Annotated in this window: 30 protein-coding genes; 17 read left to right on the top strand and 13 right to left on the bottom strand. The window is 61.3% G+C overall.

The features are described from left to right. Nucleotides 1-22 precede the first annotated feature (22 nt). The 4 genes from AAFO90_RS05515 to AAFO90_RS05500 form a co-directional block, all read right to left on the bottom strand. Nucleotides 23-1,357: an NAD(P)-dependent oxidoreductase gene (locus tag AAFO90_RS05515; protein WP_065270528.1), complete on the bottom strand. Its 1,335-nt coding sequence runs from the start codon at nucleotides 1,355-1,357 to the stop codon at nucleotides 23-25. A gap of 152 nt (nucleotides 1,358-1,509) precedes the next feature. After that, the gene (locus AAFO90_RS05510) at nucleotides 1,510-2,154 is read right to left on the bottom strand and encodes a cupin domain-containing protein (protein ID WP_347508783.1); all 645 of its coding nucleotides are present in this window, start codon (nucleotides 2,152-2,154) and stop codon (nucleotides 1,510-1,512) included. 120 nt (nucleotides 2,155-2,274) lie between these two features. Beyond that, on the bottom strand, nucleotides 2,275-2,673 hold the full coding sequence (locus tag AAFO90_RS05505) for a RidA family protein (protein WP_347508782.1): 399 nt from the start codon (nucleotides 2,671-2,673) through the stop codon (nucleotides 2,275-2,277). Nucleotides 2,674-2,886: 213 nt separating this feature from the next. Further along, nucleotides 2,887-3,150: a DUF2312 domain-containing protein gene (locus tag AAFO90_RS05500; protein ID WP_065270531.1), complete on the bottom strand. Its 264-nt coding sequence runs from the start codon at nucleotides 3,148-3,150 to the stop codon at nucleotides 2,887-2,889. 214 nt (nucleotides 3,151-3,364) lie between these two features. Between AAFO90_RS05500 and AAFO90_RS05495 the strand changes: the two genes are divergently transcribed. Beyond that, nucleotides 3,365-3,583 (top strand): hypothetical protein, encoded by a 219-nt coding sequence (locus AAFO90_RS05495; RefSeq protein WP_065270532.1) that lies wholly within the window; start codon nucleotides 3,365-3,367, stop codon nucleotides 3,581-3,583. 141 nt (nucleotides 3,584-3,724) lie between these two features. Here the strand turns inward: AAFO90_RS05495 and AAFO90_RS05490 are convergent, their stop codons facing one another. Then, nucleotides 3,725-3,940, bottom strand: coding sequence for a hypothetical protein (locus AAFO90_RS05490; protein ID WP_274829045.1), 216 nt, complete (start codon nucleotides 3,938-3,940; stop codon nucleotides 3,725-3,727). A gap of 327 nt (nucleotides 3,941-4,267) precedes the next feature. Here AAFO90_RS05490 and AAFO90_RS05485 point away from each other — a divergent pair, with 327 nt between their 5' ends. From AAFO90_RS05485 to AAFO90_RS05470, 4 genes are all read left to right on the top strand, one after another. Next, the gene (locus AAFO90_RS05485; protein ID WP_274833421.1) at nucleotides 4,268-5,131 is read left to right on the top strand and encodes an MBL fold metallo-hydrolase; all 864 of its coding nucleotides are present in this window, start codon (nucleotides 4,268-4,270) and stop codon (nucleotides 5,129-5,131) included. A gap of 110 nt (nucleotides 5,132-5,241) precedes the next feature. After that, nucleotides 5,242-5,670: a YeeE/YedE thiosulfate transporter family protein gene (locus AAFO90_RS05480; protein WP_065270535.1), complete on the top strand. Its 429-nt coding sequence runs from the start codon at nucleotides 5,242-5,244 to the stop codon at nucleotides 5,668-5,670. Further along, complete coding sequence (locus AAFO90_RS05475; RefSeq protein WP_065270536.1) at nucleotides 5,670-6,101, top strand: DUF6691 family protein; 432 nt, start codon at nucleotides 5,670-5,672, stop codon at nucleotides 6,099-6,101. Before AAFO90_RS05480 ends, AAFO90_RS05475 begins: the two co-directional genes overlap by 1 nt. A 10-nt stretch (nucleotides 6,102-6,111) precedes the next feature. Further along, nucleotides 6,112-6,537 (top strand): TIGR01244 family sulfur transferase, encoded by a 426-nt coding sequence (locus tag AAFO90_RS05470; protein ID WP_274833420.1) that lies wholly within the window; start codon nucleotides 6,112-6,114, stop codon nucleotides 6,535-6,537. A gap of 284 nt (nucleotides 6,538-6,821) precedes the next feature. On the opposite strand, the gene AAFO90_RS05465 is transcribed toward AAFO90_RS05470, so the two are convergent. The 5 genes from AAFO90_RS05465 to AAFO90_RS05445 all read right to left on the bottom strand — a co-directional run bounded on the left by AAFO90_RS05465 (nucleotide 6,822) and on the right by AAFO90_RS05445 (nucleotide 13,144). Next, on the bottom strand, nucleotides 6,822-8,147 hold the full coding sequence (locus AAFO90_RS05465; RefSeq protein WP_347508780.1) for a FliM/FliN family flagellar motor C-terminal domain-containing protein: 1,326 nt from the start codon (nucleotides 8,145-8,147) through the stop codon (nucleotides 6,822-6,824). A gap of 80 nt (nucleotides 8,148-8,227) precedes the next feature. Beyond that, nucleotides 8,228-10,909: a sensor histidine kinase gene (locus AAFO90_RS05460; protein WP_347508779.1), complete on the bottom strand. Its 2,682-nt coding sequence runs from the start codon at nucleotides 10,907-10,909 to the stop codon at nucleotides 8,228-8,230. Continuing rightward, nucleotides 10,909-11,301 carry a hypothetical protein gene (locus tag AAFO90_RS05455; RefSeq protein ID WP_347508778.1) on the bottom strand — a complete coding sequence of 131 codons (393 nt, stop codon included), beginning with the start codon at nucleotides 11,299-11,301 and terminating at the stop codon, nucleotides 10,909-10,911. The genes AAFO90_RS05460 and AAFO90_RS05455 overlap by 1 nt, the downstream gene beginning before the upstream one ends. A 67-nt stretch (nucleotides 11,302-11,368) precedes the next feature. After that, entirely contained in the window at nucleotides 11,369-11,749 is a 381-nt protein-coding gene (locus AAFO90_RS05450) for a response regulator (protein ID WP_065270541.1), read from the bottom strand. A 96-nt stretch (nucleotides 11,750-11,845) separates the two neighbouring features. After that, entirely contained in the window at nucleotides 11,846-13,144 is a 1,299-nt protein-coding gene (locus tag AAFO90_RS05445) for a short-chain fatty acyl-CoA regulator family protein (RefSeq protein WP_347508777.1), read from the bottom strand. A 234-nt stretch (nucleotides 13,145-13,378) separates the two neighbouring features. On the opposite strand from AAFO90_RS05445, the gene AAFO90_RS05440 reads away from it, so the two are divergent. The 8 genes from AAFO90_RS05440 to AAFO90_RS05405 all read left to right on the top strand — a co-directional run bounded on the left by AAFO90_RS05440 (nucleotide 13,379) and on the right by AAFO90_RS05405 (nucleotide 20,324). After that, nucleotides 13,379-14,725 carry a substrate-binding protein gene (locus AAFO90_RS05440; RefSeq protein WP_065270543.1) on the top strand — a complete coding sequence of 449 codons (1,347 nt, stop codon included), beginning with the start codon at nucleotides 13,379-13,381 and terminating at the stop codon, nucleotides 14,723-14,725. 159 nt (nucleotides 14,726-14,884) lie between these two features. After that, nucleotides 14,885-15,907: a branched-chain amino acid ABC transporter permease gene (locus AAFO90_RS05435; RefSeq protein ID WP_065270544.1), complete on the top strand. Its 1,023-nt coding sequence runs from the start codon at nucleotides 14,885-14,887 to the stop codon at nucleotides 15,905-15,907. A 4-nt stretch (nucleotides 15,908-15,911) separates the two neighbouring features. Next, nucleotides 15,912-17,114 carry a branched-chain amino acid ABC transporter permease gene (locus AAFO90_RS05430; protein WP_065270545.1) on the top strand — a complete coding sequence of 401 codons (1,203 nt, stop codon included), beginning with the start codon at nucleotides 15,912-15,914 and terminating at the stop codon, nucleotides 17,112-17,114. A 13-nt stretch (nucleotides 17,115-17,127) separates the two neighbouring features. Next, a complete protein-coding gene (locus AAFO90_RS05425; protein ID WP_347508776.1) occupies nucleotides 17,128-17,883 on the top strand; it encodes an ABC transporter ATP-binding protein in 756 nt (251 codons plus the stop codon). A 12-nt stretch (nucleotides 17,884-17,895) separates the two neighbouring features. Next, on the top strand, nucleotides 17,896-18,651 hold the full coding sequence (locus tag AAFO90_RS05420; RefSeq protein ID WP_274837207.1) for an ABC transporter ATP-binding protein: 756 nt from the start codon (nucleotides 17,896-17,898) through the stop codon (nucleotides 18,649-18,651). Nucleotides 18,652-18,909: 258 nt separating this feature from the next. Further along, nucleotides 18,910-19,170 carry a PepSY domain-containing protein gene (locus AAFO90_RS05415; RefSeq protein ID WP_065270548.1) on the top strand — a complete coding sequence of 87 codons (261 nt, stop codon included), beginning with the start codon at nucleotides 18,910-18,912 and terminating at the stop codon, nucleotides 19,168-19,170. A gap of 78 nt (nucleotides 19,171-19,248) precedes the next feature. Continuing rightward, nucleotides 19,249-19,791, top strand: a complete 543-nt coding sequence (locus AAFO90_RS05410; RefSeq protein ID WP_065270549.1) for a cytochrome b/b6 domain-containing protein — start codon at nucleotides 19,249-19,251, stop codon at nucleotides 19,789-19,791. Next, nucleotides 19,788-20,324 (top strand): helix-turn-helix transcriptional regulator, encoded by a 537-nt coding sequence (locus AAFO90_RS05405; RefSeq protein ID WP_274837208.1) that lies wholly within the window; start codon nucleotides 19,788-19,790, stop codon nucleotides 20,322-20,324. The genes AAFO90_RS05410 and AAFO90_RS05405 overlap by 4 nt, the downstream gene beginning before the upstream one ends. 31 nt (nucleotides 20,325-20,355) lie before the next feature. On the opposite strand, the gene AAFO90_RS05400 is transcribed toward AAFO90_RS05405, so the two are convergent. Both AAFO90_RS05400 and AAFO90_RS05395 read right to left on the bottom strand, forming a co-directional pair. Continuing rightward, on the bottom strand, nucleotides 20,356-21,159 hold the full coding sequence (locus tag AAFO90_RS05400; protein WP_347508775.1) for a 3-hydroxybutyrate dehydrogenase: 804 nt from the start codon (nucleotides 21,157-21,159) through the stop codon (nucleotides 20,356-20,358). Next, nucleotides 21,156-22,664, bottom strand: coding sequence for an AMP-binding protein (locus AAFO90_RS05395; protein WP_347508774.1), 1,509 nt, complete (start codon nucleotides 22,662-22,664; stop codon nucleotides 21,156-21,158). The genes AAFO90_RS05400 and AAFO90_RS05395 overlap by 4 nt, the downstream gene beginning before the upstream one ends. Nucleotides 22,665-22,763: 99 nt before the next feature. On the opposite strand from AAFO90_RS05395, the gene AAFO90_RS05390 reads away from it, so the two are divergent. From AAFO90_RS05390 to aat, 4 genes are all read left to right on the top strand, one after another. Then, the gene (locus AAFO90_RS05390) at nucleotides 22,764-23,300 is read left to right on the top strand and encodes a LuxR C-terminal-related transcriptional regulator (RefSeq protein ID WP_347508773.1); all 537 of its coding nucleotides are present in this window, start codon (nucleotides 22,764-22,766) and stop codon (nucleotides 23,298-23,300) included. A 202-nt stretch (nucleotides 23,301-23,502) separates the two neighbouring features. After that, nucleotides 23,503-23,997: an acetyl-CoA carboxylase biotin carboxyl carrier protein gene (accB, locus tag AAFO90_RS05385; protein ID WP_347508772.1), complete on the top strand. Its 495-nt coding sequence runs from the start codon at nucleotides 23,503-23,505 to the stop codon at nucleotides 23,995-23,997. Nucleotides 23,998-24,006: 9 nt separating this feature from the next. Continuing rightward, a complete protein-coding gene (gene accC / locus AAFO90_RS05380) occupies nucleotides 24,007-25,356 on the top strand; it encodes an acetyl-CoA carboxylase biotin carboxylase subunit (RefSeq protein WP_347508771.1) in 1,350 nt (449 codons plus the stop codon). A 122-nt stretch (nucleotides 25,357-25,478) separates the two neighbouring features. Beyond that, the gene (gene aat, locus AAFO90_RS05375) at nucleotides 25,479-26,111 is read left to right on the top strand and encodes a leucyl/phenylalanyl-tRNA--protein transferase (protein WP_347508770.1); all 633 of its coding nucleotides are present in this window, start codon (nucleotides 25,479-25,481) and stop codon (nucleotides 26,109-26,111) included. Here aat and AAFO90_RS05370 read toward each other — a convergent pair. Then, the gene (locus tag AAFO90_RS05370) at nucleotides 26,075-26,440 is read right to left on the bottom strand and encodes a DUF2155 domain-containing protein (RefSeq protein ID WP_065273488.1); all 366 of its coding nucleotides are present in this window, start codon (nucleotides 26,438-26,440) and stop codon (nucleotides 26,075-26,077) included. The two genes, aat and AAFO90_RS05370, sit on opposite strands and share 37 nt — an antisense overlap. Between the last annotated feature and the right edge of the window lie 202 nt (nucleotides 26,441-26,642).

Genomic DNA, 26,642 nt, shown 5'->3' with positions numbered 1-26,642 from the left:
GTTTCAGGGACAGCGGGCTGGCTTAGCCCATCAGGCTGGAATGAATGTCCATTGCGGCATCGCGGCCCTCGGCCACGGCGGTCACGGTCAGGTCTTCGCCACCCGAGGCACAGTCGCCCCCAGCCCAGACACCTGCAACCGAGGTCCGCCCGGTTTCCGAGACCTTGATCTTGCCACCGTCGATTTCCAGCCCGTCAGGCTGTCCCTCAAGGGTCTGACCGATCGCCTTGTAGACCTGATCCGCTGCCAGGCGCAGGGTCTCGCCAGTGCCGGTTACGCGGCCATCCTTGACCTCTGTGTATTCCAGCTCAATCTCGGCAGCGGCACCGTTGCCATGGATCGCCTTTGGCATCACGTTGAACATCAGCTTGACGCCCTTGGAGGCGGCCAGATCCTGTTCGAACCGGCTTGCGCCCATGGCATCGCGGCCACGGCGATAGGCGATGGTGACGTTTTCGGCGCCCAGAAGTTTCGACTGCACAGCGGCATCGACCGCCGTCATGCCGCCACCGATGACCACGACATTACGCCCGACGGGCAGCGTGGTCAGATCGTCAGCCTGACGCAGATCGGCGATGAAGTCCACTGCATCGCGCACGCCATCCTTGTCTTCGCCTTCGCTGCGCAGCGCGTTGACGCCGCCCAGACCGATAGACAGGAACACCGCGTCAAAGTCGCCCTTCAGCGCCTCAAGCGACAGTTCGGACCCGAGTTTCTTGCCGTATTCCATTGAAATACCGCCGATCTGCAGCAACCAATCGACTTCGCGTGCGGCGAAATCATTGGTGGACTTGTAGGCGGCAATACCGAATTCGTTCAGACCGCCGGCCTTGTCCTTGCTGTCATAGACGGTGACGTCGTGCCCGAGCATCGCCAGACGGTGCGCGGCCGACAGGCCCGCAGGACCAGCGCCGACAACCGCAACGCGCTTGCCCGTCGCCTCGGCACGGGTGAAGGGATGCTCCCCCTTGGCCATCAGCGTATCGGTGGCATAGCGCTGCAGGCGGCCGATCTCGACCGGCTTACCTTCGGCAGTTTCGCGCACGCAGACCTCTTCGCACAGGGTCTCGGTCGGGCAAACGCGAGCGCACATGCCGCCAAGGATGTTCTGATCCAGAATGGTCTTGGCCGCTGACGTCGGATGCCCAGCCTGAATTTCGCGAATGAACTGCGGAATATCGATCGAGGTCGGACAGGCCGTCATGCAGGGCGCGTCATAGCAGAAATAGCAACGATCCGCGGCAACGGCGGCTTCGTGCTGATCATAGGGGGCATGCAGATCCCCGAAATTCTCGGCGATCTCTGGGGCGGACAAACGTCCCGCCTGGATCCCGGATGCCTGATGGCTACTCGCCATTGGGTGTCTCCCTGACTGTTATTTTTCTGCAAGTCAGAGTGCCACAGTTTGTTTTTTTATCAACTGGTAAAATTTTTGACGGGTCAAAAAATATCGGCCAGTTCTGAGGAATGGCCGACATGCTGTTGATTTATATTATGAAAGACGCTTGCTTAGTTTTTCACCATCTCGGTCAGATGCCCCGATTTGATCCAGACACGCGCTCCATCTGGACCCGCTTTGGCATCCAGTTGCCCGCCCGGCGGCAGGCGCAGCCAGTCCCAGCGGCCAAAGTTTTCATCCCCATCCTGATAAGCTCCCTCCAGCACAAACAGCTCGGCGCCGCCCTCGGCCGTGAAGGAGACTTCCAGCCCGGGGGCCCAGTTCACCAGACACACATCCTCGTGCGGATCGGAGTAAAGCGGCAGATGCGGATCCTGCGCCTCAGTGGTGTCGACATGAACGGTCTGGCGGTCTTCGGGATCGAACTGGTGCAGTTTCACCAGGATCATCGCGCCATCTGCGGCCGCTGGCGCGTGGCGGGACGTGGGCGGGTTGCGCACGTAGGAACCAACCGGGAAGTCCCCCGTTTCGTCCTGAAATACGCCGTCCAGCACGAGGTATTCCTCGCCGCCGTCATGGGTATGCGCGGAAAAGGATGAGCCCGGCGCAAAGCGCACGATGGTCGTGGCGCGGGCGACTTCCTCGCCGATCCGGTCAAGCATCTTCCGCTCGACCCCGGCAGCCGGGCTTTGCACCCAGGGAATATCGTCAAAGTGAACCGCGACACGCTGTGAAAAATCGGCATTGATCCGCATCTGTGACTCCCCTCATCTGTCGGGGACAGATCTGGGGTATCCTAGGGGAATTTCCAACCGAATTCACCAAATTGTGTGTCGGCGGGCCAAAAACCAAAGGCATCTGGCCCAGCCGAAGGATCAGTCCGAAAGAACCGCGGTGGCTTCGATCTCGACCTTGGCTTCATCCTCGACCAGCGCCGAGACCACAACCATCGTCATGGCTGGGAAGTGATAGCCCATCACGTCACGGTAGGCTTTGCCCACTTCGGCCTGATGCGCCATATATTCCGCCTTGTCGGTGACATACCATGTCAGCCGGGTGATATCGCTGGCCGCGCCGCCTGCGGTCTCGACCACATCGAGGATATTGCGCAGCGCCTGGCTCATCTGACCGATAAAGTCTTTGGCCTCAAAGACCTGATCTGCGGTCCAGCCGATCTGCCCACCGACGAACAGCAGTTTGCCCTCGGCGACCATGCCATTGGCATAGCCCTTGGCCGGCTTCCAGCCTTCGGGGTGCACATTGATTGCGGGCATTGCCTGTCTCCTCAATTCGGTTCTGTTTGCAGTGCTGCTGGCAATATCCGCCAGCGCGCAAAGTATTTCAAGCTTAAAATTTCATACCTGAAGCGATTTGCATAACAGGCGGTTTCCGTGCAGCGCCCTGCGGCGCTGATACTAGGGAGCAAAGAAAAACCGCGCACCCAAAGGAGATGCGCGGTAGAACTCAATCTGCAAAGCGGCTGGCCGTTACATGCCAAGCGCTTCTTTATACATGTCCAGCACCGCCTCTTCTTCGGCGATGTCGTCCTTGTCCCGCTTGCGCAGGGCGATAACTTTGCGCATGACCTTGGTGTCATAGCCGCGCGCCTTGGCTTCGGCCATCACCTCTTTTTGCTGTTCGGCGATGTCCTTCTTTTCTGCGTCCAGACGTTCGAAACGTTCGATGAACTGGCGCAGTTCCCCGGCGGTCACCCGGTAGTTTTCACTCTTTTCGTCTTCGGTCAGATCCATGTGCGGCTCCGTCAGCAAGGCATGTCATTGCGGTCGATAAAAGGGGATAGCGGTCCGGCCTGATCACCGCAAGCCGGGAAAGCCCGCCATCGTGCCTTCGGGCGATGTTTTGCGCGCTGCGCGGGGCCCTGATACCCGCCTCTGCCTGCAAGCATCTTGCATCCACAAGGCCAATCCGCTACCCGCAGCAGCATGCAAACCGCAGGAGACTGGCATGTTTGAAATCCTTGTCTGGGTGGGCGCGGCCCTGTCCGTGGGCGGTCTCTTGGGGCTGGTCTGGTGCATCCTGCGCGTCGCAAAGGCGCGGCGACAGAAACTGGACGACGAGGCGCTGCGCGCCGTGGTGCAATCCGTGCTACCGCTGAACCTTGGCGCTTTGCTGCTGTCGGTGATCGGGCTGATGCTGGTCATGGTCGGAATTTTCCTGTCCTGACCCCTGCCCTGCGCGCACTCCCTGCACGCACTCTAAGGCCCCCTGCAATAGAACCTCCAAAACGCCTGAAGCGGACCCTACCAAGGATCCGCTTTTTCGTTGCTTACAAGTTTTGAAATGACCGCTCCGCGTGGTGGCAGCTCAGACCGGCATATTGTCGAACTGATCTTCCACCGCTTCTTCTTCCAGCTTGGCCTTGACCCGGCGCAGGGTGCCTGGAATGGCCGAGCCCGAAGCGCGCAGCCGGGTCAGCGCGCTGAAGAATTCATCCACCAGCCGTTCACGTGTCGGACCCGACGCGGTGCGAATCTGTTTTTCAAGATGCTGCGCATTCTGCAGCAAAACTGCGTCTGTCATGTTTCATCCTCCCTGTCGTGCGGAACATTCTGGCAGGGGTTTGAAACAGAAATACAGCAAAACTCCTTGATTTGAGTCATCATCGGCGGAGGTTGGCGCAATATCGGGCAAATTGCACAGCAGACAGGCAAAATATCGGCCAAAATACCGGCAAAAACAGCAGTCCCGGATAGATGTTTTGCGCCCCTACAGGACCCGGTTCAAGACGCGATTGAGCCAGATCAACACCGCCCTGCCGCCGGGACAGCTAAGTTAACCACACGCGAAGGGTTGAAACACATTCTGATTTCAACATATGTATAGTGAAACGCAAGGGAGAGCCCCATCATGAATCCTATCGTCAAAGCCTTCTTCGACGAAGCGACCAATACTGTTTCCTATGTTGTCCGCGATCCCAACGGCAGCGCCTGTGCCATTATCGATTCGGTTCTGGATTTCGATCATGCGGCAGGCCGGACCGACACCAGCTCGGCGGATGAAATCATCGACTGGATCACTGCGGAAGGTTTGAAAACCGAGTGGATCCTGGAAAGCCACGTGCACGCCGACCACCTGTCGGCCGCGCCCTATCTGCAAGAGCGCCTGGGCGGCAAGATCGGTATCGGCGAGAACATCACCATCGTCCAAGATACCTTCGGCAAGGTCTTCAACGAAGGCACCGAATTCCAGCGCGACGGCAGCCAGTTCGATCAGCTGTTCAAGGAAGGTGATACCTTCATGATCGGCCAGCTGCGCGGCGAAGTGCTGCACACCCCCGGTCACACACCGGCCTGCCTGACCTATGTTATCGGCGATGCCGCCTTTGTCGGCGATACGCTGTTCATGCCCGATTTCGGCACCGCACGCTGCGACTTCCCCGGCGGCTCTTCCGAAACGCTGTTCAACTCGATCCAGAAGATCCTGGCCCTGCCCGATGAAACCCGCATTTTCGTCGGCCACGACTACAAGGCGCCGGGCCGGGACGAATACGCCTGGGAAACCACGGTCGGAGAGCAGAAAGCGCTGAATATTCACATTGGTCAGGGCAAAAGCATCGAAGACTTCGTGTCGATGCGCGATGCCCGCGACGCGACGCTGGGCATGCCCCGGCTGATCCTGCCGTCGCTGCAGGTCAATATGCGCGCAGGCCAGATGCCCGAGCCGGACGATCAGGGCGATGTCTTCCTGAAAATCCCGGTCAACAAGATCTAACACCAGAACCCCGGATGCAGCGCCCCGCCCTTTGGCCCGGCGCTGCATCTTCAATTCAGGCGCTGAGAGCACGAATTTTCCGCAGCGCAAACACCAAGGAAACGCGAACAATGGAAACAGACTGGATCTGGGGCCTCGTCGGAGGCGGTATTATCGGCCTCGGCGGTGCCGTCTACCTTTTGGGCAATGGCCGGATCATGGGCGCCAGCGGTATTTTCGGCGGGCTCATCGATGGCAGCGGCTGGAACACCCTGTGGGAACGGCTGGCCTTTCTGGTCGGCGTGATCGTCACCCCGCTGATCCTCTGGCCGATCTATAACGTTGAGATCGACACCCATATGACCACCAATGTTGGTGTGATCATTGCGGCCGGCCTTCTGGTTGGCGTCGGAACCCGTATCGCAAATGGCTGCACCTCCGGCCACGGGGTATGCGGAATTTCCCGACTGTCCCTGCGCGGCATCGTTGCCACCGTTTTCTACATTCTGGCCGGTGGTCTGACCCTGGCCATTTTCCGTCACGTTCTGGGGCTGATCTGATGCGTATTCTTCTTTCTCTTATCGCAGGCAGCCTGTTTGGCGGCGGACTTTTCATTTCCGGCATGACCGACACCACCAAGGTGCAGGGCTGGCTGGACGTCTTTGGCAATTGGGACCCGACACTGGCCTTCGTGATGGGCGGCGCCGTTATTCCGATGTTCTTTGCCTGGCGTCTGACCCATGGCCGCAAACCGCTGGTGGGCGGCGATTTCCCGACCCTTCCGCGTCCGGAACTGGATCACCGGCTGATCACCGGCTCGGTCCTGTTCGGCATGGGCTGGGGCTTGGCCGGTCTGTGCCCGGGGCCGGCACTCGCGTCTTTGACCTACAACGGCTGGGGTGGGCTGATTTTCCTTGCTGCCATGTCGGCCGGTATGCTGGCTTCGGCGCCGATCGGCGTGCAACTGGACCGGATGGCCGCAAAGGCGTAAAGGATTGCCCATGCAAGCTCGTGACATAACGCCCCGCTACGCCGTCTCGCCGCAAATTTCGGTCGAAGACATTCCTGCAATCGCCGAAGCCGGTTTCAAACTGGTGATCTGCAATCGCCCCGATTCCGAGGTTCAGCCGAGCCATCAGGCCGCTGCAATCCGCGCTGCGGCCGAGGCTGCCGGGCTGCGCTTTGAAGAATTGCCGCTGACCCACCAGACCATGACGCCGGAAAACGTCGCGCGCCAGCGTGAACTCTACGAAGGCGCCGAGGGTCAGGTGCTAGCCTATTGCGCATCGGGCACCCGCTCTTCGGTAGTCTGGGCGCTGGGTCAGGCGCAGGAGATGTCGGCGGATGAGATCCTCGGCAAAACCGCAGCAGCGGGCTACGCGCTGGATGGTTTGCGTCCTGCGCTTGAGGCTGCGGGCAAGTCCTGAGCCGAAGCGAGACAGATCAAAGAATATTTCCCACCCCCAACTATTAAAACCATCACTCACAACACTCAAAGACCTCAGCCCTACGGCTGGGGTCTTTTTCATTGCTCTGGCATCGACGGGCAAACTGCGGATCATGCCCCCCCCCCTGGCATTTACAAGCAGTGGCGAGGAGTGCCCCAAATAGCGAAACCCGGCATCTAAACATGCCGGGCTCGTGTTTTGCTCATCCTGTTGCGAACGGATCGGGAGACCGCAGTACAACTGCGCCTGCCGTGATCGCCTTGTCAGCCAGAGCCAAGTCCAGCCAGTTTGGAGATTTCCGCTGCAGCATCATCCGGGTTGAACTCATCCATGCCGGTGTCCGGCAACGCGGGCAAATCGCCGCCGAGGCCACCGCCCAGATCCCCGCCGAAGTTGCCGCCAAGATCCCCTCCTCCAAGGGCCGCCGCAAAATCGTTCTCCAGGTCCGCACCCAGATCTCCCCCCATATCGGAGCCGAGGTCACCACCAAGGTTGTTCATATCGCCCAGACCGCCGGTATCGAAATCACCACCCAGACCGGAACCGAGACCACCGCCGCCCATGCCGCTGTCCAGGGGGTCCTGCAGATCCTCGGCTGCAATGCCAAGATCAAGCGTGGGCATTTCGTCAGCGGCGGCAGGCATGGCGTCAGCCCCGACACCATCTGCAAACCCGGTTTGATCCGCTTCCATGTCATTCACCAGCTTGGTGCGCGGCTGATTGAGGCGCACCGCGCGCGCGCCATTCAACTGCCCAAGGCGCCCTTGAGCGATCGACTGACCGCTCACCGCCTGAAGATCTGTTTCATAAAGGAATGCCTGATCCAGCGGCAGCAGATCGCCGGTCTTAAGTCCGGAAAATTCGTTGAGCGGCACCCGCATCTTGCAAAGAACGGCGGACAATTCGGCCCGCATGGCCCCAAGGTTGCGCCCAAGCGACGGACCGGAGCCGCCCCCCTTGCCCAGTTCCTCGGGCGTGGGTTCGGGCAGGATTAGGTTCAATTCGCCCTGCATGGCGCCGATGGCCAGATCAACAGTCAGGGTCAGAACGCGATAATCGTCGGCTTCAAGCCCCAGGGCCAGACTGCGCAGGTCCTCGACTTGGGCGCCAAACTGATAGCCAGAGAAGATGGCCTGGTCGGATTGGCCTTCCAACATCACGACCACCTTTTTCAAGGCGCTTTCGAGGAAATCGGCCGTCATCGCAGCATCGGTCGGTGTGTAATGCCGCTCTGTAGGGGTTTTCCCCATGACCTGACCGATGGTCTGCTTCTGGATCAGAGCAGTCACGAGGGCGGCGTCCATAGTCGCAGCGCCAAGGCGGCCATCAGGGCCGTCCAGAACAACCAACAGATGCTTGTCAGACAGCATCTCGGGCAATTCGTCAGACGCACGGTTCACCTGGCGTGCGGCCAGAACCGCAAGCGGCAGTTCGCACAGCTCGGCTGCTGCCCGCGCAAGCGACCGCCTCAGCGCCTTGAGCGTCAGCGAACTGCTGAATGCTCCCGACCCCTCTTTGGTTGCCGCCAGCTTGCGGGCAAGAACCCCTGGCTTGCTTCCTGTCGAATCCTGTGTCGTCGTGTCAGACATACGTCGTGAACCTGAACCCTTAGCGCCTGTTGTCTCTGTTTTAGACTACGGAGGGTTACCAAGATCTTTATTTCTGGGCTTTATGCGGCTTTTTCACGGATACCGGAAAGGGTTACCCGGAAGGCGCCACCAGAGGCGCCTGCAAGATAGGAAATATCGCCATCCAGCCGCTGCACAATCTCGCGGCAGATCGCCAGCCCCAGCCCGGCTCCGCCAGCCCGCTCCGGGCTAACCCTCGAAAACTTCTCGAAAATCATCTGCTGGAACTCGGGCGGAATGCCGCTGCCGTTGTCGATGAAATCGATCAGCACCTGCGAGCCCTCGCGGGACACGTGGATGCTCAGCTCCGGATGTTCCGCATCGCAGTATTTCTGGGCATTGGCGATCAGGTTGATAAAGACCTGCGCCAGCCGGTCCAGATCCGATGAAATCTTAATATCTTCACTTGCAGGATCCCGCAGCACCTGCATCGGGGTATCAAATCCCGCTACAGCTGTGGAAACCGCATGGTCCAGCACCTCTTTCAGCGTCCCGCGGGTCATGTTGAGGCTGACCTGACCGCTTTCCAGCACGCTAAGATCCAGCAGGTCGTTCAGCAGGCGCGTTAGCCGCAACGCCTCGTCATGGATGATGGTCGCATATCGGGCCTTTCCCTCCTGCGCCAGGGTATCATCGTCCCGCAGGATTTCGGAAAAGGCCCGGATAGAGGTCATCGGCGTGCGCAATTCGTGGCTGACTTGGCTGAGGAAAGCATCCTTCTGGCGTGAAATCTGCGTCAGTTTTTCGTTGGTTTCCCGCAGCTTGCGCGCCGTCCTGGACAATTCGGCAGACTGCATTTCCAAACGGTTCGAATATTCCAGCATCTGCGCCGTCTCATCCGCCACCGCCAAAAGATCCTCAACCGAAACGGAAGAGCCCCCAACGATCTGACCGATCATAGCATGCGCTGCGGCGGCCCCGATCGACGCGCTCAGCTCGCGTTCCAGCCGTTCAAGGAACACCGGCGTCGGCTCTGGAAGGCTGCCCCGACCGCCCTGCCGGGCCAGTTCGCGCTGGAAGAACGCCTGCGCCTCAGTGGCGCCCAGGATCCTTTGCGACATCACCATCAGGTCTTCGCTCTGCGCCACCGAGCCGGTCCAGCCGCGCGGGCCGGATGAGTGATCGAAAACATTGACGAATTGCGCGCCCTGCAGCCGCTCCATCGGGCTCGGGAAACTGGCCAGCGACACGATGCAGAACACCACGGCATTGAGCCCAATGGACCAAAGGACGGCATGCACCGTGGGGTCGAGCGCCTCGATCCCGAAAAGGGCGTGCGGGCGCAGCCAGGACAGGCCGAACAGACCTTCGGCCAGCACCGCATCGGGCAGAACACCGCCGCCAAGGGTCGGCAGCAGTATGGTATAGGCCCAGATGCCAAAGCCGACGGTCAGCCCTGCGAGGGCGCCGCTGCGGGTGGCGCCGCGCCAGAACAGGCCGCCCACCAGCGCCGGCAGCATCTGCGCCACCCCGGCAAAGGAAATCAGGCCGATCGCTGCCAACGCCGCGCCGCCGCCGGACAGCGTGTAATAGAAGTACCCCAGCGCCATGATCACCGCGATGGTCACACGGCGGGTAAACAGCACCACATCACGCACATCCCCCGAGACCGAGGCCCCCGCCGCGCCCTGCAGCCGCAGCCAGATCGGCATCACGATATGGTTCGACACCATGGTCGACAGGGCCATAGCCGCGACGATCACCATTGAGGTTGCCGAGGAAAAACCGCCAAGGAAAGACAGCATCGCAAGGTTCTGCTGCCCCTGATGCAGCGGCAGCGTCAGAACGAAAAGATCCGGGTTCGCCCCCGTCGGCAGCAGCTCAAGCCCGATGGCGGCGATGGGCACCACGAACATCGACATGAGCAGCAGGTAGGTCGGAAATGCCCAGGCCGCTATGCGCAGATGACGCTCGTCCTCGTTTTCGACGACCATGACCTGAAACATGCGCGGCAGGCAGACAAAGGCGGCAGCGGCAAGGAAGGTAATGGTGGCCCAGCGGCCCCCGTCCACCTGCCACTGGCCAATACGCGAGGCATCAATCCGCGCAAACGTTTCTGGCAGCCCGCCAGCGATGCCCCAGACCACGAAGATCCCCACTGCCAGCAGGGCGACCAGCTTGACCACCGCCTCCAGCGCAATCGCCGTCACCACCCCGTGGTGGCGCTCGTTGGCATTGAGGTTACGGGTACCGAACAGGATGGCAAAAACGGCAAGGCCCGCCGAGACCCAGAATACCGTCTTGGTCTCGTTATATCCGCGCAGGGGATCAGCCTCGGCGAAGATTGAAAAAGACAGGGTAATGGACTGCAATTGCAGTGAAATATATGGCGTCACCCCGATCACGGCCAAGATGGTCACGCCGATGGCCAGCGTATTGGACTTGCCATAGCGCGCCGACAAAAGGTCCGCGATGGAGGTGACGCGCTGACTGCGCCCGACCCGCACCAGTTTGCGCAACCCCCACCACCAGCCCAGCATGACCAGCGTCGGCCCCAGATAGATGGTGATGAATTCCAGCCCCGAGCGCGCTGCGTATCCCACCGCGCCATAAAAGGTCCAGGCGGTGCAATAGATCGACAGTGACAGCGTATAGGTCAGCGGCGAGCGCATCCAGGCGGCACTGCGCCCCCGACTGGCCATCCGGTCCGCAAGAAAGGCCACAAGAAATAGCAGCGCAACATAGGTAAAACAGACCAGGACCAGAACATTGAGAGAGGCCATCAGTCGCGCGGAGCCTCTGCGCTGCCCTGCTCTGTCCCAGAACCAACCGCCGCGCCCTGTGCCTGATAGGGCTCAGCTTCGGAATGCCCGCCTGCGGTCCAGTGTTCGGCCCAGCGGCGCACCGCTTCTCCAAAGGCAAGGCTGACCGCGATCAGGATCGCCCAGACCACAAAGATATAGATGATGGCAGAGGACATCGCCATGCCCCCATGGCTGCCCGGCGCAGGATAGGGATCGGGGTCGGGCCACATCAAAGGCATCAGGAACAGCAAGGCGCCCAGGATGGGCAACAGCCGGGCAATATCCATCAGGCGGCGGCGGCGATAGGTGCGCCGCTCGACAAAGGGAGCAGAGATCTCATCCTGCCGCCCGGCCCCGTCGCCCCGGATCATGATCGCCCCCGGTCAGGGCGGCAGCCAAGGCTGCCTCCTGTTGGGGGCCAAATCCGACCGCTCGGGGTCATCCCTGGCTGGCCTGAGCGTGCAGGTCCCGCACCGCAGTCAGAACCTCGGAGTTGGAAAAGGGCTTGGTCATGAACCGGGTCACGCCAGCGCGTTCGGCCATTTCCCGGTCCTTCATCTGGCCGCGGGCTGTCAGCATCAGAACCGGCAAGGAGGCAAACCCGTCGACCTCACGCAGCTCGCGGATGATCTCAAGCCCGCTTTTGCCCGGTAGCATCAGGTCCAGAATCACCAGATCCGGCTGGGCCTCGCGTATCACCTCGACAGCGCCGGTCCCATCGGCGTAGGCATCAACCTGCCAGCCATCGCGCGTCAGAAGAAAGCGGATCGCCTCAGTGATATTCGGCTCATCCTCGATCAGAATTACGTGTCTGCTCATTGGCAGAAGGTCCTCCCAGCGCCGCTCCCCGGACCCATAACGGTCCCGGCGCACATGCCCGTTTCACGTTAGAGTAGCCGCGCAGCCCCGCAGCTGTCAAAACTCTTCCTTCAGGATCGACGGCTCGCGGCGGGCCGGACATCCCCGGCGCGGGCAGATCCGGCAGCTGGCGCCCACAGGTTGCGCGCCTTCCGGCACTTCGCTTTGCGGCAGGATCAGCATCACCGCGTGATAGAGTGGATCGCTGTCGAAATCCGGTGTCACATGATCCCATGCCACCGCCAAACATTTAAACGCCAGCGCCGAGCGCCCCTGCTGCACCACGTTGCGGCGTACCGGCACGTGCGGGCGCGCCAACGCGGTATAAATCGGCCAGAGCGGACAAGAGGCGCCAAAGCGCGGCAAGGCAAAGCCGGTCACCGGTTTGCGCACCAGAATCGAGCCTGAGGCATCGCAGATCACCAGTCCAGCCTCCTGCCCCAGCACTTCGAACGGCAGCAGGCCAACCCGGCGCAGCACCGTGGGCAGATCACAGCCGAACTGCGCGGCCAGGGCCGAGGGACGAATGCCCCCCTTGTCCAGCGCCGCCCGCAATGGGTCCAGCGGCAGTGCAACCGCGTCGCGCTGATATTGCTCCAGTGCGCTGCGGGCGATCAGCCTTGCCGCATCGCTGACCAGCTCAGGGGCCCGGGCCACCAGCTCCTCCGGGCTGGCGGTGCCGGTTTCCAGCCCAGGGAAATGATACCCCTGCGCGAGGAAGAAAGCCTCGGCCTCTTCATGCGGCACCCCGCGCCGATCAGCGCTTGTGTTACTTTCATCAAGGAAACTCACCAGGGCGCGGCTGCTTTCGGCCAGACGCAGGGAATCCTCGTTCAGGTTCTTGTGGAACCGATCACTCCATTCCGGTTCCAGCTCGCCGGTTTCCGCCAGGATCGACGCGGTCGAGCGGATCGCAGCAGCCGTCGACAGAACCTCGTGCAGCGAGGCCGCCAGATGCGGATCGTGGGTCAGCCGGTCCGACAGGGTTTGCACGGTTCGCTCCAGCGTGGCGATGCGGCGATGACTTGTCGCCAGCACCTCGGCCCAGCCGGGGAACCGACCCGCGAATTCATCGGCCCGGTCCAGCTCAGCCACGGGCACGCCGCTGTCTGCTGCTGCTTCGCGCAGGCTGGCGATCAGCGCCGCTTCGGCGCCCTCGCTCAACATCGAAGGTTCAACCCCCAGAACCTGCGCGATCCCGACCAGCAGTTTGCCGCCGATTCTGCGCCTGTTGTGTTCGATCAGATTGAGATATGAGGCCGAAATACCGGCCGCGCGGGCAAGTTCCGCCTGACGCATCCCGAGGATGAGCCGCCGTTCGCGGATTCTGCTGCCGGTCAGAGTGTCACGTGCCATTTTACAGGTCTTTCCCAAAAGGCCGCTATTTCAAGGGCTTTCCGCGGCGCGGCATAAGTTTCTTTACAGAATGCCGTGGAGTACTGTTCATTTATTTACAGAATAAGTCTGCTTTACAAGGGATTTATTGCGCGATTTTACAAGCTGCCCTCATACTGATTTTGCACGAAAACCGTGCCGACGCCGAGCGGAAGTGAGGAGCTGCTAGGCGTTAAAATCTTAAGGGAGGATTACATGTCCAAATCTGATGTCTCGCGTCGCGGGGTACTGAAGTCCGGTGCCATGATGGGCGCTGGCGTTGCGCTTCCGACGATCTTCACTGCGTCGTCCGCAGCCGCTTACACCAACGAGCCGACCGGCAGCACCGTCACGCTCGGCTTCAACGTGCCGCAGACCGGCCCCTACGCCGATGAGGGCGCAGACGAGCTGCGCGCATACCAGCTGGCAGTCGAGCACCTGAACGGTGGCGGCGACGGCGGCATGATGAACACCTTCAGCTCGAAGGCGCTGAAAGGGAACGGCATCCTGGGCAAGGAAGTCAAATTCGTCACCGGCGACACCCAGACCAAATCTGACGCAGCCCGCGCATCGGCCAAGTCGATGATCGAAAAAGACGGTGCAGTGATGATCACCGGCGGCTCGTCCTCGGGCGTGGCCATCGCGGTTCAAGGCCTATGCCAGGAAGCCGGCGTGATCTTCATGGCGGGTCTGACCCACTCCAACGACACCACCGGTAAAGACAAGAAAGCCAACGGCTTCCGTCACTTCTTTAACGGTTACATGTCGGGTGCCGCGCTGGCGCCGGTGCTGAAGAACCTCTATGGCACCGACCGTAACGCCTATCACCTGACCGCCGACTACACCTGGGGCTGGACCCAGGAAGAATCGATCGCAGCCGCGACCGAGGCCCTGGGCTGGAACACCGTTAACAAGGTACGCACGCCGCTGGCCGCGACCGACTTCTCGTCCTATATCGCCCCGGTTCTGAACTCCGGCGCCGACGTTCTGGTTCTGAACCACTATGGCGGCAACATGGTGAACTCGCTGACCAACGCGGTTCAGTTCGGCCTGCGCGACAAGATCGTCAACGGCAAGCAGTTCGAAATCGTCGTTCCGCTCTACTCGCGCCTGATGGCGAAAGGCGCCGGCGAAAACGTGAAGGGCATTCACGGTTCCACCAACTGGCACTGGTCGCTGCAGGACGATGCATCGAAAGCCTTCGTGCAGTCCTTCGGCACCAAATACGGCTTCCCGCCCAGCCAGGCGGCGCATACCGTTTACTGCCAGACCCTGCTTTATGCAGATGCATGCGAGCGCGCAGGCACCTTCAACCCCTGCGGCGTGGCCGAGGCTCTGGAAGGCTTCGAATTTGACGGTCTGGGCAACGGCAAGACGCTGTATCGCGCCGAAGATCACCAGTGCTTCAAAGACGTTCTGGTTGTGCGCGGGAAAGAGAACCCGACCTCCGAGTTCGACCTCTTGGAAGTTGTCGAGGTCACCCCGGCCGCTCAGGTTACCTATCCGCCGGATCACCCGATGTTTGCAGGCGGTGCCCTTGGCACCTGCAACCCGGGCGCCTGATCCGAGTGAAAAGCCGGGCGCGTCTTGCGCCCGGCCCCTTTCAGAAACGTCCGTCCATTCATCTGCCATGCGGAGCGCCTCCGCACAGAACCCCGGGGCTCGTCCCGCGAACGGTCGGACTCTATCACTTCCATACTGAAGAACCCGAAGGTGGGGACTATGGACGCAATCCTATTGCAAATCTTGAACGGGCTGGACAAAGGCTCGGCCTATGCGCTGATCGCGCTGGGTTTGACACTCATTTTCGGCACGCTGGGCGTTGTGAACTTCGCCCACGGCGCATTGTTCATGATCGGCGCCTTCTGCGCCGTGACCCTGCAGCGCATTCTGAACCTCAGCTTTGAGACCGTCGACGAAAGCCAGAAAGACTTCCTTGGCAACCCGCTGAAGGTCAAGACGCCGTATGTTGAATCCTGGTTCGGCCCCGAGGTGGGCGGTGCAATCATCGACTGGGCGGTGCCGCTGGCGATCCTGTTTGCGATCCCGATCATGATCTTCGTCGGCTACGTGATGGAACGCGGGCTGATCAAGCATTTCTACAAGCGCGAACATGCGGACCAGATCCTCGTGACCTTTGGCCTGGCCATCGTGCTGCAGGAAATCGTCAAGTATTTCTATGGCGCGAACCCGATCCAGACCCCGGCCCCCGAGGCACTGAACGGCGTTGTGAATCTCGGCGCGGTCATCGGCATGGACATCGTCTATCCGGTCTGGCGCGTGGTCTACTTCTTCTTTGCGGTGGTGATCATCGGTGGCATCTTCAGCTTCCTTCAATTCACCACCTTCGGCATGGTTGTGCGCGCCGGGATGGCAGACCGGGAAACCGTCGGCCTTCTGGGCATCAACATCGACCGCCGCTTTACCATCATGTTTGGTATTGCCGCTGCGGTCGCGGGACTTGCCGGTGTGATGTACACGCCGATCAACTCTCCCAACTACCACATGGGCATGGACTTCCTGGTTCTCAGCTTCGTGGTTGTGGTTGTGGGCGGCATGGGCTCCCTGCCCGGCGCCGTTCTGGCCGGCTTCCTTCTGGGGGTTCTCGAAAGCTTTGCTTCGATGAATGAAATCAAATCCATTCTCCCCGGCATCGACCAGATCATCATCTATGTGGTCGCGATCATCATTCTGCTCACCCGCCCGCGGGGCCTGATGGGCCGCAAAGGCGTGATGGAGGACTAAGCACATGTTCGGACTGGACAAAAAAGACACTCGAATGCTGCTGCTGGTCGCCATCCTGGCCCTGTGCGCACCATTCATCCTGAACCCCTTCCCGGCAGACAGCGCCATGGCGCAGTTCAACGCGGGCTATCCTGACCTGATGCAGCGTTTCGTGATCTTTGGGATCTTCGCAATCGGGTTCAACATTCTCTTCGGCCTCACCGGCTACCTCTCCTTTGGCCACGCGGCTTTTCTGGGGGTGGGCTCCTACTCGGCGGTCTGGATGTTCAAGCTCCTGAGCATGAACGTCGTCCCGGCCATCATCCTGTCGGTGATCATAGCGGGGCTGTTCGCGCTGCTGATCGGATTTGTGTCCCTGCGCCGCTCGGGCATCTACTTCTCGATCCTGACGCTGGCCTTTGCGCAGATGTCGTTCAACCTGGCCTATTCGGTGCTGACGCCGATCACCAACGGTGAAACCGGCCTGCAGCTGACGCTGGAAGACCCGCGCGTTCTGGGTGTCTCTGCCACCGCGGACGGCTCAATCCCCGTGACAAACTTCTTCGGGATGGAGATGCGCTCGACCTTTGAAATGGCGGTGGGTCCCTGGGCCTTCCAGTTCAACGCGGGCTACTACCTGTGCGCGCTCGTTATGCTGGCCTCCTTCTATCTGGCGATCCGCATCTTCCGCTCGCCCTTTGGCATGATGCTGCGGGCGGTGAAATCGAACCAGCAACGGATGAACTACACTGGCCTCAACACCCGCCCCTACACCCTGGCTGCCTTTGTGATCTCGGGCATGTACGCCGGCCTTGCTGGTGGCCTGATGGCTTCGATGGACCCGCTGGCAGGCGCCGAGCGCATGCAGTGGACCGCCTCGGGTGAGGTGGTTCTGATGACCATCCTCGGGGGTGCCGGCACGCTGATCGGTCCGGTTCTGGGCGCGGGCTTCATCAAATACTTCGAAAACATCTTTTCGAAGATCAACGACAACGTTCTGCACAGCTGGTTCAGCTTTATGCCCGACGGGATCGAGGACTTCATGGTCTTCATCGTCCACCCCTTCATCGGCAAAGGCTGGCACCTGACGCTGGGCATCCTGTTCATGCTGGTGGTGATCTTCCTGCCGGGTGGCCTCGTCGAAGGCGGGCAGCGCATTGCAGGCTGGTTCAAAGGGCGCAAGTCCAAGGACAGCTCGGCCAGCAAAAAAACCGAACCTGCGGAATAAGGAGACAGGATCAATGGGTATCCTCGAAGTCAAAAAGGTGGGCAAACGGTTCGGCGGCCTTCAGGCGCTGTCGGATGTGAACCTCAGCGTCAAGGAAAACTCCGTTCACGCCATCATCGGCCCAAACGGGGCGGGCAAATCCACCCTGCTGAACTGCCTGGTGGGCAAGCTGATCCCAGACACCGGATCGGTCATGTTCGACGGTCAGTCGGTGCTGGGCCGGGCGCCATATGAGATCAACCAGATGGGCATTTCCCGCGTGTTCCAGACGCCCGAGATCTTTGGCGATCTCACCGTATTGGAAAACATGCTGATCCCCTGCTTTGCCAAACGGGACGGGGCGTTCGAACTGAACGCCATCGCCTCGGTCGCCAAGCAGAAGGATGTGCTGGAAAAGGCCGAGCAGATGCTGGTGGAAATGAACATGGCGGACAAGCGGCACATGCATGCCGCCGCCATGTCGCGCGGCGACAAACGGCGTCTTGAGATCGGCATGTGCCTGTCTCAGGAACCCCGCCTCTTGCTGCTGGATGAACCCACCGCAGGCATGGCGCGGGCCGACACCAACAACACCATCGATCTCTTGAAACAGATCTCGGACGAGCGCGACATCACCATCGCCATCATCGAACACGACATGCATGTGGTGTTCAGCCTGGCCAACCGGATCACGGTTCTGGCGCAGGGCACGCCGCTGGTCGAAGACGATCCGCAGAACATCCGTGGCAACCCCAAGGTGCGCGAAGCGTACTTGGGCGAAAGCGCATAAGGAGAAACAGAGATGAACGTCAAACCGGATTTCTCCAAGAACGCCAATCAGGCGACAACGGCTCCGGCCTTCCTGTCAGTCTGGGACATGCACGCCTATTACGGCGAAAGCTACATCGTGCAGGGCATCAACTTTAACGTCCACGAAGGCGAAATCCTTGCCCTGCTGGGCCGCAACGGCGCGGGCAAGACATCGACCCTGCGGTCGATCGCCCGCACCGGCAGCCCCTTGGTCACCCAGGGCGAGATCTGGCTGGACCACCAGCCGCTGCACAAGATGGAAAGCCATGAAGCGGCCGCTGCTGGTCTGGGTCTGGTACCCGAGGACAGGCGCATCATCCCCGGCCTGACGGTCGAGGAAAACCTGCAGTTGGCACAGATCGCACCGCCCATCGGCTGGTCCATCGAGCGCCTTTACGACCTGTTCCCGCGCCTTGGTGAACGGCGCAAGCAGGAAGGCGTGACCCTTTCGGGGGGTGAGCAGCAGATGCTCGCCATTGCCCGCGCACTGGCCCGGGACATCAAGGTGCTGCTGCTAGATGAACCCTATGAAGGCCTCGCGCCGGTCATCGTGGACGAGATCGAAAAGACTCTCATCCACATCAAGGAGCAGGGCATGACCACGATTCTGGTGGAACAGAACGCGGTGCGCGCGCTGGAACTTGCCGACCGGGCGGTCATTCTGGACACCGGCGGGATCGTCTTTGACGGCACCGCCTCCGAGGTTCTGGAAAACGCCGAGCTGCGCGCCGAATATCTGGCGATCTGATCTCAATTCTCCCCGTCGCACTGGTGTTGTGACTGGTGCGGTTACCTCAAGACCGGTTCCCCTCGGAGCCGGTCTTTTTTTTTCGCAGCAGGGAAATAGCGCAAAAACCTGCATAAACCAGGGTTATACGCGCCCGGTTTAGCCTCCGCATCCATCCCGCGATCTATTCCAGATCCGCCCTGCCCGCTCCGATATGTCCACCACGGCCCGCATGGCGTGCCGCAGTCACATCAGACTGTCACATCAAGGAGACTTATCATGTTCAAACCTTCTGCCCGCATCCTGGCCCTCGCCCTTGTCCTGCCTCTGTCGCTGCCCGTCGCGGCGCTGGCCTCGGATGGCAAGCCCAGCGCTGAAGTCGAAGCGCAGATCCGCGCCACACTGACCGAACAGGGCTATGAGGTGCGCAAGATCGAATCCGAAGACGGCATGTACGAGGCCTACGCCCTGAAAGACGGCAAAAAGCTGGAGATCTATCTGAACGACAAGATGGAAATCATCCGCGTCAAGGAAGACTAAAGTCAGCCCGGGCGGAGCCGGGATGCACGTACCGCTCCGCCCGACCAAATGCCGCATCCATTCGATTGGGAGACCCTCATGCAACGTCACTATGTCTGGGATCCGCTGATCCGTCTGTTTCACTGGTCACTTGTCATTCTGTTCGCCGCTAATGCGCTGCTGACCGATCCGGACGAGAGGATTCACGAGGTATTGGGGTACGTGATCGTTGGCCTGATCGGGGTGCGCATACTCTGGGGGGTGATTGGCAGCCGTTATGCCCGGTTTTCCAGTTTCCCCCCCAGTTTCTCGGGCGCTGTCGGGCAGCTGACGGATATTGCCACTGGGCGGGTGCGTCCGCACCGGGGCCATACGCCGCTTGGCGCCCTGATGATCTACAACCTGCTGCTGACGATCCTTGGCATCGGTCTCACCGGCTATCTGATGACCACCGACATGTTCTGGGGCATCGAATGGCCCGAAGAGCTGCACGAAGCACTGGTCACCTGGGCCGAAATCTCGGTCGTGCTGCATATCGCTGCGGTGATCTATGAAAGCCGCCGCACAAGGGTCAATCTGGCGCGCTCCATGGTCTCGGGGTACAAGGACCTACCGACGAGTCCCCCGGAGACCCAACAGTGACCAACAGCAGATTTGACCCGGCCCAACCCTCCGTTCTGATCGCCCTGATCGTCGTGCAGTCCATCTGCGCGGCGATCTTTCTGGGTGATATCATTGCCGATCTTCTGATGCCCGGCGCGATGAATACCGAAGGGCGGCACGCGGCGATCGAGGCGATTGCCACCTTTGGCCTGATCGCCGCCATCGTAGTCGAAGTCCGTATCCTGATGTGGCTCTTGCGGCGCAAGGCGCATCTGGAGCAAAGCCTGAAGAGCGCGCAGGGCGCCATTCAGGAAGTCATCGATACCGAGTTTTCCACCTGGAACCTGACCCCGGCAGAACGGGATGTGGCGACCTTTCTGGTCAAGGGGCTGAGCACTGGCGAAATCGCCCAGATGCGCGGCAGCGCCGAAGGCACCGTCAAGGCGCAGCTCAATGCCATCTACCGCAAATCCGGCAGCGGCAACCGCGCCGAGTTGATGAGCCTCCTGATCGACACGCTGATGGGTCACGGCAAGGACACCGCCCCGGAACCGCTGGCCAAATCGGGCTGACCGGCGCATCCGGGACAGTGCATTTTGGCGCCTACTGCGCGGTCCAGCCGCCATCAACCGGAATGGCGGTGCCGGTGACGTTATGCGCCACCGGAGCGCAGAGCCACAGCGCCAGCGCACCGATTTCCGATGGATCCGACAGCCGTTTGCTAGGCTGTTTTTCGGACAGAAGATCGGCAATCCCCGCCTCCCTATCACCGCCCATCTGCGCTGCCCGCGCCGCCACCTGCGGTTCGATGATCGCGGTTTCGGTCCAGCCCGGACAGATGCAATTCACCGTCACACCGCCGGTGTCCCGGCTGCCCTGATCGGCATATTCCAGCGCCGCCACCCGGCTGAGACCAACAAGACCGAATTTCGCAGCCACATAAGGCGCCTTGTCCTTGCTGGCGACCAACCCGTGGACCGAGGCGATATTGATCACCCGGCCAAATCCGCGCGCCGCCATGCCCGGCAGCGCCGCCTGCATGATGTGAAACGCCGCGGACAGGTTGACCGCTAGGATCGCATCCCAGGTCTCGCGCGGCATCTCGGCCAAAGGCGCGGTTTTCTGGATGCCGGCATTGTTCACCACGATATCGGCGCCGCCCCAGTCCGCAACGGCGCTCATCAACGCGTCGATCTCTTCCGGCTGGCTCAGGTCCCCAGCAAAGAATCGCGCCTCGGGTGCCCCGGCCTCCTGCAGGGCCTCCGTCGCCGCCTGCGCGGTTGCTTCATCGGCGATGCCATGCACCGCGATACGGGCGCCCGCGCCCGCCAGTTCCTTTGCGATGGCAAGGCCGATCCCCTGAACCGACCCCGTTACCAGCGCCGTCTTTCCACTCAGATCTGTCATGCGTTTTCCTCCAGCATTTTGCGCAGCTCGGTCTTCAGGACCTTGCCGTAGTTGTTCTTGGGCAGCTCCGCCGTGCGGATATAGGCCTTGGGCCGCTTGAACCGGGCGATCTGGTCGTTGCAGAGCGCATCCAGCTCTGCCTCGGGTGCTGTCCCCACGATAAAGGCCACCACCTCCTCGCCCCAGTCCGCGTGCCTGCGCCCCACGACCGAGACCTCCTGCACATCCGGGTGCATCAGCAGCACCTCTTCGACCTCTCGCGGGTAGACGTTCGACCCGCCGGTGATGATCATATCCTTGGAGCGGTCCTGCAGCGTCAGATAGCCCGCCGCATCCATGACGCCCATGTCCCCGGTCATCAGCCAGCCGTCTTTGAGCGTTTCTGCGGTGGCGGTCTCATTGTTCCAGTAGCCCGGCATCACCGCATCGCCACGCACCATGATTTCCCCGACCTCTCCCGGCGACAGCGGTGTGCCATCCGATGATCCAATTTGCACCTCGACCGGGCTTTGGGCGCGGCCCACACCAGCCAGCCGGGCGCGCCATTCGGGATGGCTGCGGTCGATCACGTCATGACGGCTGAGCGCGGTGATCCCCATCGGGCATTCGCCCTGTCCGTAGATCTGTACAAAGACCGGACCGAAATGATCGACCGCCTCGATGATATCCGCCAGATACATCGGGCCGCCCGCGTAGACGACCGTGCGCAGGCCGCGTCCGCTGCGTCCTGCCGCCTTGGCCTGCGCGGTCATGCGCGTCACCATGGTAGGCGCCGCGAACATCTGCACGCGGCCAAAATGCTCGGCCAGATCGAAAATCTCATGCGGTTCAAATCCCCCCGACGGCGGGCAAACGTGCGCGGCGCCGACCAGCACGTGCAGCATGGCATAAAGGCCTGCGCCGTGGCTCATCGGGGCGGCATAGAGGATCTGATCCTCAGCGCTGGCCGCATCCACATCGTTGAGATAGGCCAGCGAGACCGTCACCAGCATCCGGTGGGTGATCATCACCCCCTTGGGCCTGCCGGTGGTCCCCGATGTGTAGAACAGCCAGGCCAGATCCTGCGGTGCCCGCCGGACCGGCGCAGTCACAGGATCCGCAGCCAGCACGGCGGCCCCGTCTGCGCCGGAAAAATCCACGATATCAAGCGTCAACCCGGCCTCGCGCAGGGCCGTATCCAGACCAGCCGAGGCAAAGACCAGCCGGGTGCCGGAGTTTTCCAGGATATAGGCCGCCTCGCGCCCGTGGAGTTTTGCGTTGACCGGCACCGCCGCGGCCCCAGCATACCAGATCCCGAAAAGGGCGATCAGGTAGTCCGGGCAATTCTTCATGAAGATCGCAACGCGGTCCCCTGGCTCTACCCCTTGCGAGACCAGCCAGCCCGCAACCTGCGCGGCCTTTTGGTGAAAGTTGCCGTAATCCGCCACCTGATCGCGCCCCAGAAACAAGGCAGGACGGTCCCCGCCCGCCGCAGCCTGACGGGCCAGCCACATTCCGATATTCATGCTAATCCTCCCATAGCGCGCCCTGTTGAGCGGCAGAAATACATTTCCATGCGGCCCCGGCCTCTTCAATTCCGCAAAAATACCCGGTTAATAGAGGTCATGACAGATATCGCCTTTAGCCATGCGCCCGTCGGCCTCGCCGTGCTGGAACGCCGTGTGATCAAACGCTGCAATCTCCAGTTCGCCGCGACCTTTGGCGGGGAGCCAGCCGACTATGACGACATGCTGATCGCGGATCTTTATCCCACGCAGGAAGAATTCCGCCGCATCGGCGCCCTTCTGCAGGAGGAAGAGCACCGCACCGGCAGCTATAGCGACGAACGCATCATGCGCCGCCGATCAGGAGAACTCTTCTGGTGCCGGGTGCGCGGGCGGTCCGTTTCGCCAGAGGCGCCGTTTCAGACCGGTATCTGGTCCTTTGCCGATATCTCGGACGACCGCCCGGTGGTCAGCCTGACCCCGCGCGAGCGCGAAGTTGCCATTCTGACCTGCAAGGGCCTGTCGGCCAAGGAAATTGGCGCCAAACTGAACCTGTCCTACCGCACCATCGAAACCCACCGGGCGCACCTTCTGGAAAAGTTCGGCGCTCGCAAACTGCCCGAACTGGTGGCCAAGCTGACCGGGATGCCATTATGAGCCTTTAAGAGGCCGCGACAGCTGCCTTTGGCCAATCACAGGCCCCTCTGCAATTGCGAATCCCGCGCGACGCCCCCATGTTGGCGCTAATAGACCGCGCATGATCGGCAGCGCTTTCCTTGTGGTAAAGCTTGGCCTATAAGCGCTCTAATTTCCAGCCTGCGACATCTTCGCAGGCCTGTCGGAACCGGCTGAGGACAAAATGACAGAAAAATCTCACGAAGCTGACGTGGCATTCATCAAGGCGCTGGCGGAACTGCTGCGCGAAAACGACCTGACCGAACTGCAGGTCAAACGGGACTACGGTGAAGATGACAGCCTGAACGTGCGGGTTTCGCGGCAAACCGTCGCCGCCCCTGCTCCGGTGCAAGCCGTCGCGGCCGCGCCCGCAGCGGCACCGGCCCCCGCCCCGGCAGCTGCTGCAGCTCCGGCACCGGAAGCCGCAGAAGACCCCGCCAGCCACCCCGGCGCGGTGACCTCGCCCATGGTTGGCACCGTCTATCTGCAGCCCGAACCCGGCGCGCCCTCCTTCATCAAGGTCGGTGACAGCGTCCAGGAAGGAGACACCCTGCTGATCGTCGAAGCGATGAAGACGATGAACCACATCCCCGCGCCGAAATCCGGCACGGTGAAGCGCATTCTGGTCGAAGACGGCGCCGCCGTGGAGTTCGGATCCCCCCTGGTCATCGTCGAGTAAGGATCCAGCATGTTTGACAAGATCCTGATTGCCAACCGCGGCGAGATCGCCCTGCGCGTAATCCGGGCCTGCCGAGAGATGGGCATCCAGTCCGTCGCGGTGCATTCCACCGCCGATGCCGATGCGATGCACGTGCGCATGGCGGATGAGTCGGTTTGCATTGGCCCGCCCGCCGGCAACCAAAGCTATCTGTCGATCCCGGCGATCATCTCGGCCTGTGAGATCACCGGCGCCCAGGCGATTCACCCCGGTTATGGCTTCCTGTCGGAAAACGCCAACTTCGTGCAGATCGTCGAGGATCACGGGCTGACCTTCATCGGCCCCTCGGCAGCGCATATCCGCATCATGGGCGACAAGATCACCGCCAAGGAAACCGCCAAGGAGTTGGGCATCCCCGTGGTGCCGGGCTCTGAGGGCGGCGTGCCGGATCTGGCCACGGCCAAGGCGGCTGCGGCCGACATGGGCTATCCCGTGATCATCAAAGCTACCGCTGGTGGCGGTGGTCGCGGCATGAAGGTGGCCAAGAACGAAGCCGAGCTGGAAATGGCCTTTTCCACCGCCCGCTCCGAAGCCAAGGCGGCCTTTGGCAATGACGAAGTCTACATGGAGAAATACCTCCAGAAACCGCGTCATATCGAGGTCCAGGTCTTTGGCGACGGCAAGGGCACCGGCCTGCATCTGGCCGAGCGCGACTGCTCGCTGCAGCGACGCCACCAGAAGGTTTTCGAAGAGGCCCCCGGCCCCTCGATCAGCCCGGAAGAACGCGCCCGCATCGGCAAGATCTGCGCCGACGCCATCGGAAAGATGGGCTATTCCGGCGCTGGTACGGTCGAATTCCTTTACGAGGACGGCGAGTTCTACTTCATCGAGATGAACACCCGCCTGCAGGTGGAACATCCGGTGACCGAAGGTATTTTCGGTGTCGATCTGGTGCGCGAACAGATCCGCGTTGCCTCGGGTCAGCCGTTGTCCTTTGGTCAGGACGATCTGCAGATCAATGGCCATGCCATCGAAGTGCGGATCAACGCTGAGAAACTGCCGAACTTCACCCCCTGCCCCGGCAAGATCACCGCGTTCCACGCGCCCGGTGGTCTCGGTGTGCGGATGGATTCGGCGCTCTATGACGGCTATTCGATCCCGCCCTATTACGACAGCCTGATCGGGAAACTGATCGTGCACGGCCGCGACCGGCCCGAGGCGCTGGCGCGTCTCAGCCGCGCGCTGGGTGAGCTGATCGTCGATGGCATCGACACCACCGTTCCGCTGTTCCACGCCCTGCTGCAGGAGCGTGACGTTCTGGCCGGGGATTATGACATCCACTGGCTGGAGCACTGGCTGGAAGAAAACCTGCCCGCCTAAGGGCCGGGCTGCAAATGATCGCGACGGGGCGCGTCAATGCCCGCCCTGTCGCCTGAGGGCCTGCCAATAAGGAAAAGGCCACCAAGACGACCGAAGCCACCAAAGCCCCCGGGGGCACCCGCATGAGCCTTACGCCCGAACTCTTGCTGCATGCCTATTCCGTTGGCGTCTTCCCCATGTCAGAACACCGCGACGATCCGGAGATCTTCTGGGTTGATCCGAAACGGCGCGGTATCCTGCCTCTGGATGGGTTTCACATCTCCCGCTCGCTGGCCAAGCGCATCCGCAACGGCGGCTTTTCGATCACCATCAACCGCGATTTCGCTGGTGTGGTCGCGGGCTGCGCCGACCGCCCGGATACTTGGATCAACGGCGAGATTTTCGACCGTTACATGGATCTGCACCGGATCGGCCATGCGCATTCCCTTGAGGTGCGGCATGGCGATGAACTGGTTGGAGGCGTCTATGGGGTGTCGCTCGGCGCGGCGTTCTTTGGCGAAAGCATGTTCTCGCGCCAACGGGATGCATCAAAGGTGGCGCTGGCATACCTGGTGGACCGGCTGCGGCAAGGCGGATTTGTTCTGTGCGACACTCAGTTCCTGACCGATCATCTGGCCTCACTCGGCGCGATCGAGATCAGCCGTGCGGCCTATCGGCGGCAATTACGCGACGCCATGGAAGGGAGTGGCGATTTCACCCGCCCGCAGACACCGACGCCTCACTCGCTTTTGCAGCGGATGACCCAGACGTCATAGCGGTTGTGATCCAGTGCGTTCAGCGCCGGGCTTGAGGCGATCATCCAGCCTTCAAAGAAGACTTCGCCATTGGCCGGGCTGCGCACGGTGAGGAAGGCATAGGCATCGCCGGTCGGGTTGTCAGCAGGATAACGGCATTCGCCCAAAGTCACGATCAGGCCCAGGATTTCTGCGCTGCCACCGACGGGGATCTCGGCATCCACCGTGCGCCCGTTGACCTTATCAAGGCCGCGCAAAACGGCAGCAGAGCCCGATGCGGCCTGTTCTTGTGCCGCCTGATCCTGTTCTGACAGCTCCTGCGTAATCACCGCCTGCGCCGCGGCGTCCATCGCGGTCAGGCCGAACCCGGCACAAACCGCGCAGCCCCAAAGCAGCGCCGATCTGACAGTCCGCAGCCGGGCCGCGAGGGGATGTCCCGGTTGATGTTGAAGTTTGCCTGAAGGGTGGCGTTGCTTTCCCTGAGCCGTAGGCTCGGGGTGATCAAACCGAAAGGAAAGCAACACCATGAAGAAGACTACGACATCGCAGGCG

Origin of the sequence: Phaeobacter sp. CAU 1743, from assembly GCF_039839315.1 — a bacterium.
GTDB classification, from domain to species: domain Bacteria; phylum Pseudomonadota; class Alphaproteobacteria; order Rhodobacterales; family Rhodobacteraceae; genus Phycobacter; species Phycobacter gallaeciensis_A.
This window is presented reverse-complemented; position numbering and strand designations above follow the sequence as displayed.

Coding starts and splice junctions, on each gene's coding strand:
- AAFO90_RS05400 (WP_347508775.1), bottom strand. CDS start 21,159: ATGACAGATCTGAGTGGAAAGACGGCGCTGGTAACGGGGTCGGTTCAG.
- AAFO90_RS05515 (WP_065270528.1), bottom strand. CDS start 1,357: ATGGCGAGTAGCCATCAGGCATCCGGGATCCAGGCGGGACGTTTGTCC.
- AAFO90_RS05425 (WP_347508776.1), top strand. CDS start 17,128: ATGGGTATCCTCGAAGTCAAAAAGGTGGGCAAACGGTTCGGCGGCCTT.
- AAFO90_RS05510 (WP_347508783.1), bottom strand. CDS start 2,154: ATGCGGATCAATGCCGATTTTTCACAGCGTGTCGCGGTTCACTTTGAC.
- AAFO90_RS05430 (WP_065270545.1), top strand. CDS start 15,912: ATGTTCGGACTGGACAAAAAAGACACTCGAATGCTGCTGCTGGTCGCC.
- AAFO90_RS05490 (WP_274829045.1), bottom strand. CDS start 3,940: ATGACAGACGCAGTTTTGCTGCAGAATGCGCAGCATCTTGAAAAACAG.
- AAFO90_RS05485 (WP_274833421.1), top strand. CDS start 4,268: ATGAATCCTATCGTCAAAGCCTTCTTCGACGAAGCGACCAATACTGTT.
- AAFO90_RS05500 (WP_065270531.1), bottom strand. CDS start 3,150: ATGGATCTGACCGAAGACGAAAAGAGTGAAAACTACCGGGTGACCGCC.
- AAFO90_RS05470 (WP_274833420.1), top strand. CDS start 6,112: ATGCAAGCTCGTGACATAACGCCCCGCTACGCCGTCTCGCCGCAAATT.
- AAFO90_RS05420 (WP_274837207.1), top strand. CDS start 17,896: ATGAACGTCAAACCGGATTTCTCCAAGAACGCCAATCAGGCGACAACG.
- AAFO90_RS05495 (WP_065270532.1), top strand. CDS start 3,365: ATGTTTGAAATCCTTGTCTGGGTGGGCGCGGCCCTGTCCGTGGGCGGT.
- aat (WP_347508770.1), top strand. CDS start 25,479: ATGAGCCTTACGCCCGAACTCTTGCTGCATGCCTATTCCGTTGGCGTC.
- AAFO90_RS05410 (WP_065270549.1), top strand. CDS start 19,249: ATGCAACGTCACTATGTCTGGGATCCGCTGATCCGTCTGTTTCACTGG.
- AAFO90_RS05415 (WP_065270548.1), top strand. CDS start 18,910: ATGTTCAAACCTTCTGCCCGCATCCTGGCCCTCGCCCTTGTCCTGCCT.
- AAFO90_RS05395 (WP_347508774.1), bottom strand. CDS start 22,664: ATGAATATCGGAATGTGGCTGGCCCGTCAGGCTGCGGCGGGCGGGGAC.
- AAFO90_RS05445 (WP_347508777.1), bottom strand. CDS start 13,144: ATGGCACGTGACACTCTGACCGGCAGCAGAATCCGCGAACGGCGGCTC.
- AAFO90_RS05440 (WP_065270543.1), top strand. CDS start 13,379: ATGTCCAAATCTGATGTCTCGCGTCGCGGGGTACTGAAGTCCGGTGCC.
- AAFO90_RS05465 (WP_347508780.1), bottom strand. CDS start 8,147: ATGTCTGACACGACGACACAGGATTCGACAGGAAGCAAGCCAGGGGTT.
- AAFO90_RS05435 (WP_065270544.1), top strand. CDS start 14,885: ATGGACGCAATCCTATTGCAAATCTTGAACGGGCTGGACAAAGGCTCG.
- AAFO90_RS05475 (WP_065270536.1), top strand. CDS start 5,670: ATGCGTATTCTTCTTTCTCTTATCGCAGGCAGCCTGTTTGGCGGCGGA.
- AAFO90_RS05455 (WP_347508778.1), bottom strand. CDS start 11,301: ATGATCCGGGGCGACGGGGCCGGGCGGCAGGATGAGATCTCTGCTCCC.
- AAFO90_RS05480 (WP_065270535.1), top strand. CDS start 5,242: ATGGAAACAGACTGGATCTGGGGCCTCGTCGGAGGCGGTATTATCGGC.
- AAFO90_RS05450 (WP_065270541.1), bottom strand. CDS start 11,749: ATGAGCAGACACGTAATTCTGATCGAGGATGAGCCGAATATCACTGAG.
- AAFO90_RS05370 (WP_065273488.1), bottom strand. CDS start 26,440: ATGGACGCCGCGGCGCAGGCGGTGATTACGCAGGAGCTGTCAGAACAG.
- accB (WP_347508772.1), top strand. CDS start 23,503: ATGACAGAAAAATCTCACGAAGCTGACGTGGCATTCATCAAGGCGCTG.
- accC (WP_347508771.1), top strand. CDS start 24,007: ATGTTTGACAAGATCCTGATTGCCAACCGCGGCGAGATCGCCCTGCGC.
- AAFO90_RS05390 (WP_347508773.1), top strand. CDS start 22,764: ATGACAGATATCGCCTTTAGCCATGCGCCCGTCGGCCTCGCCGTGCTG.
- AAFO90_RS05505 (WP_347508782.1), bottom strand. CDS start 2,673: ATGCCCGCAATCAATGTGCACCCCGAAGGCTGGAAGCCGGCCAAGGGC.
- AAFO90_RS05460 (WP_347508779.1), bottom strand. CDS start 10,909: ATGGCCTCTCTCAATGTTCTGGTCCTGGTCTGTTTTACCTATGTTGCG.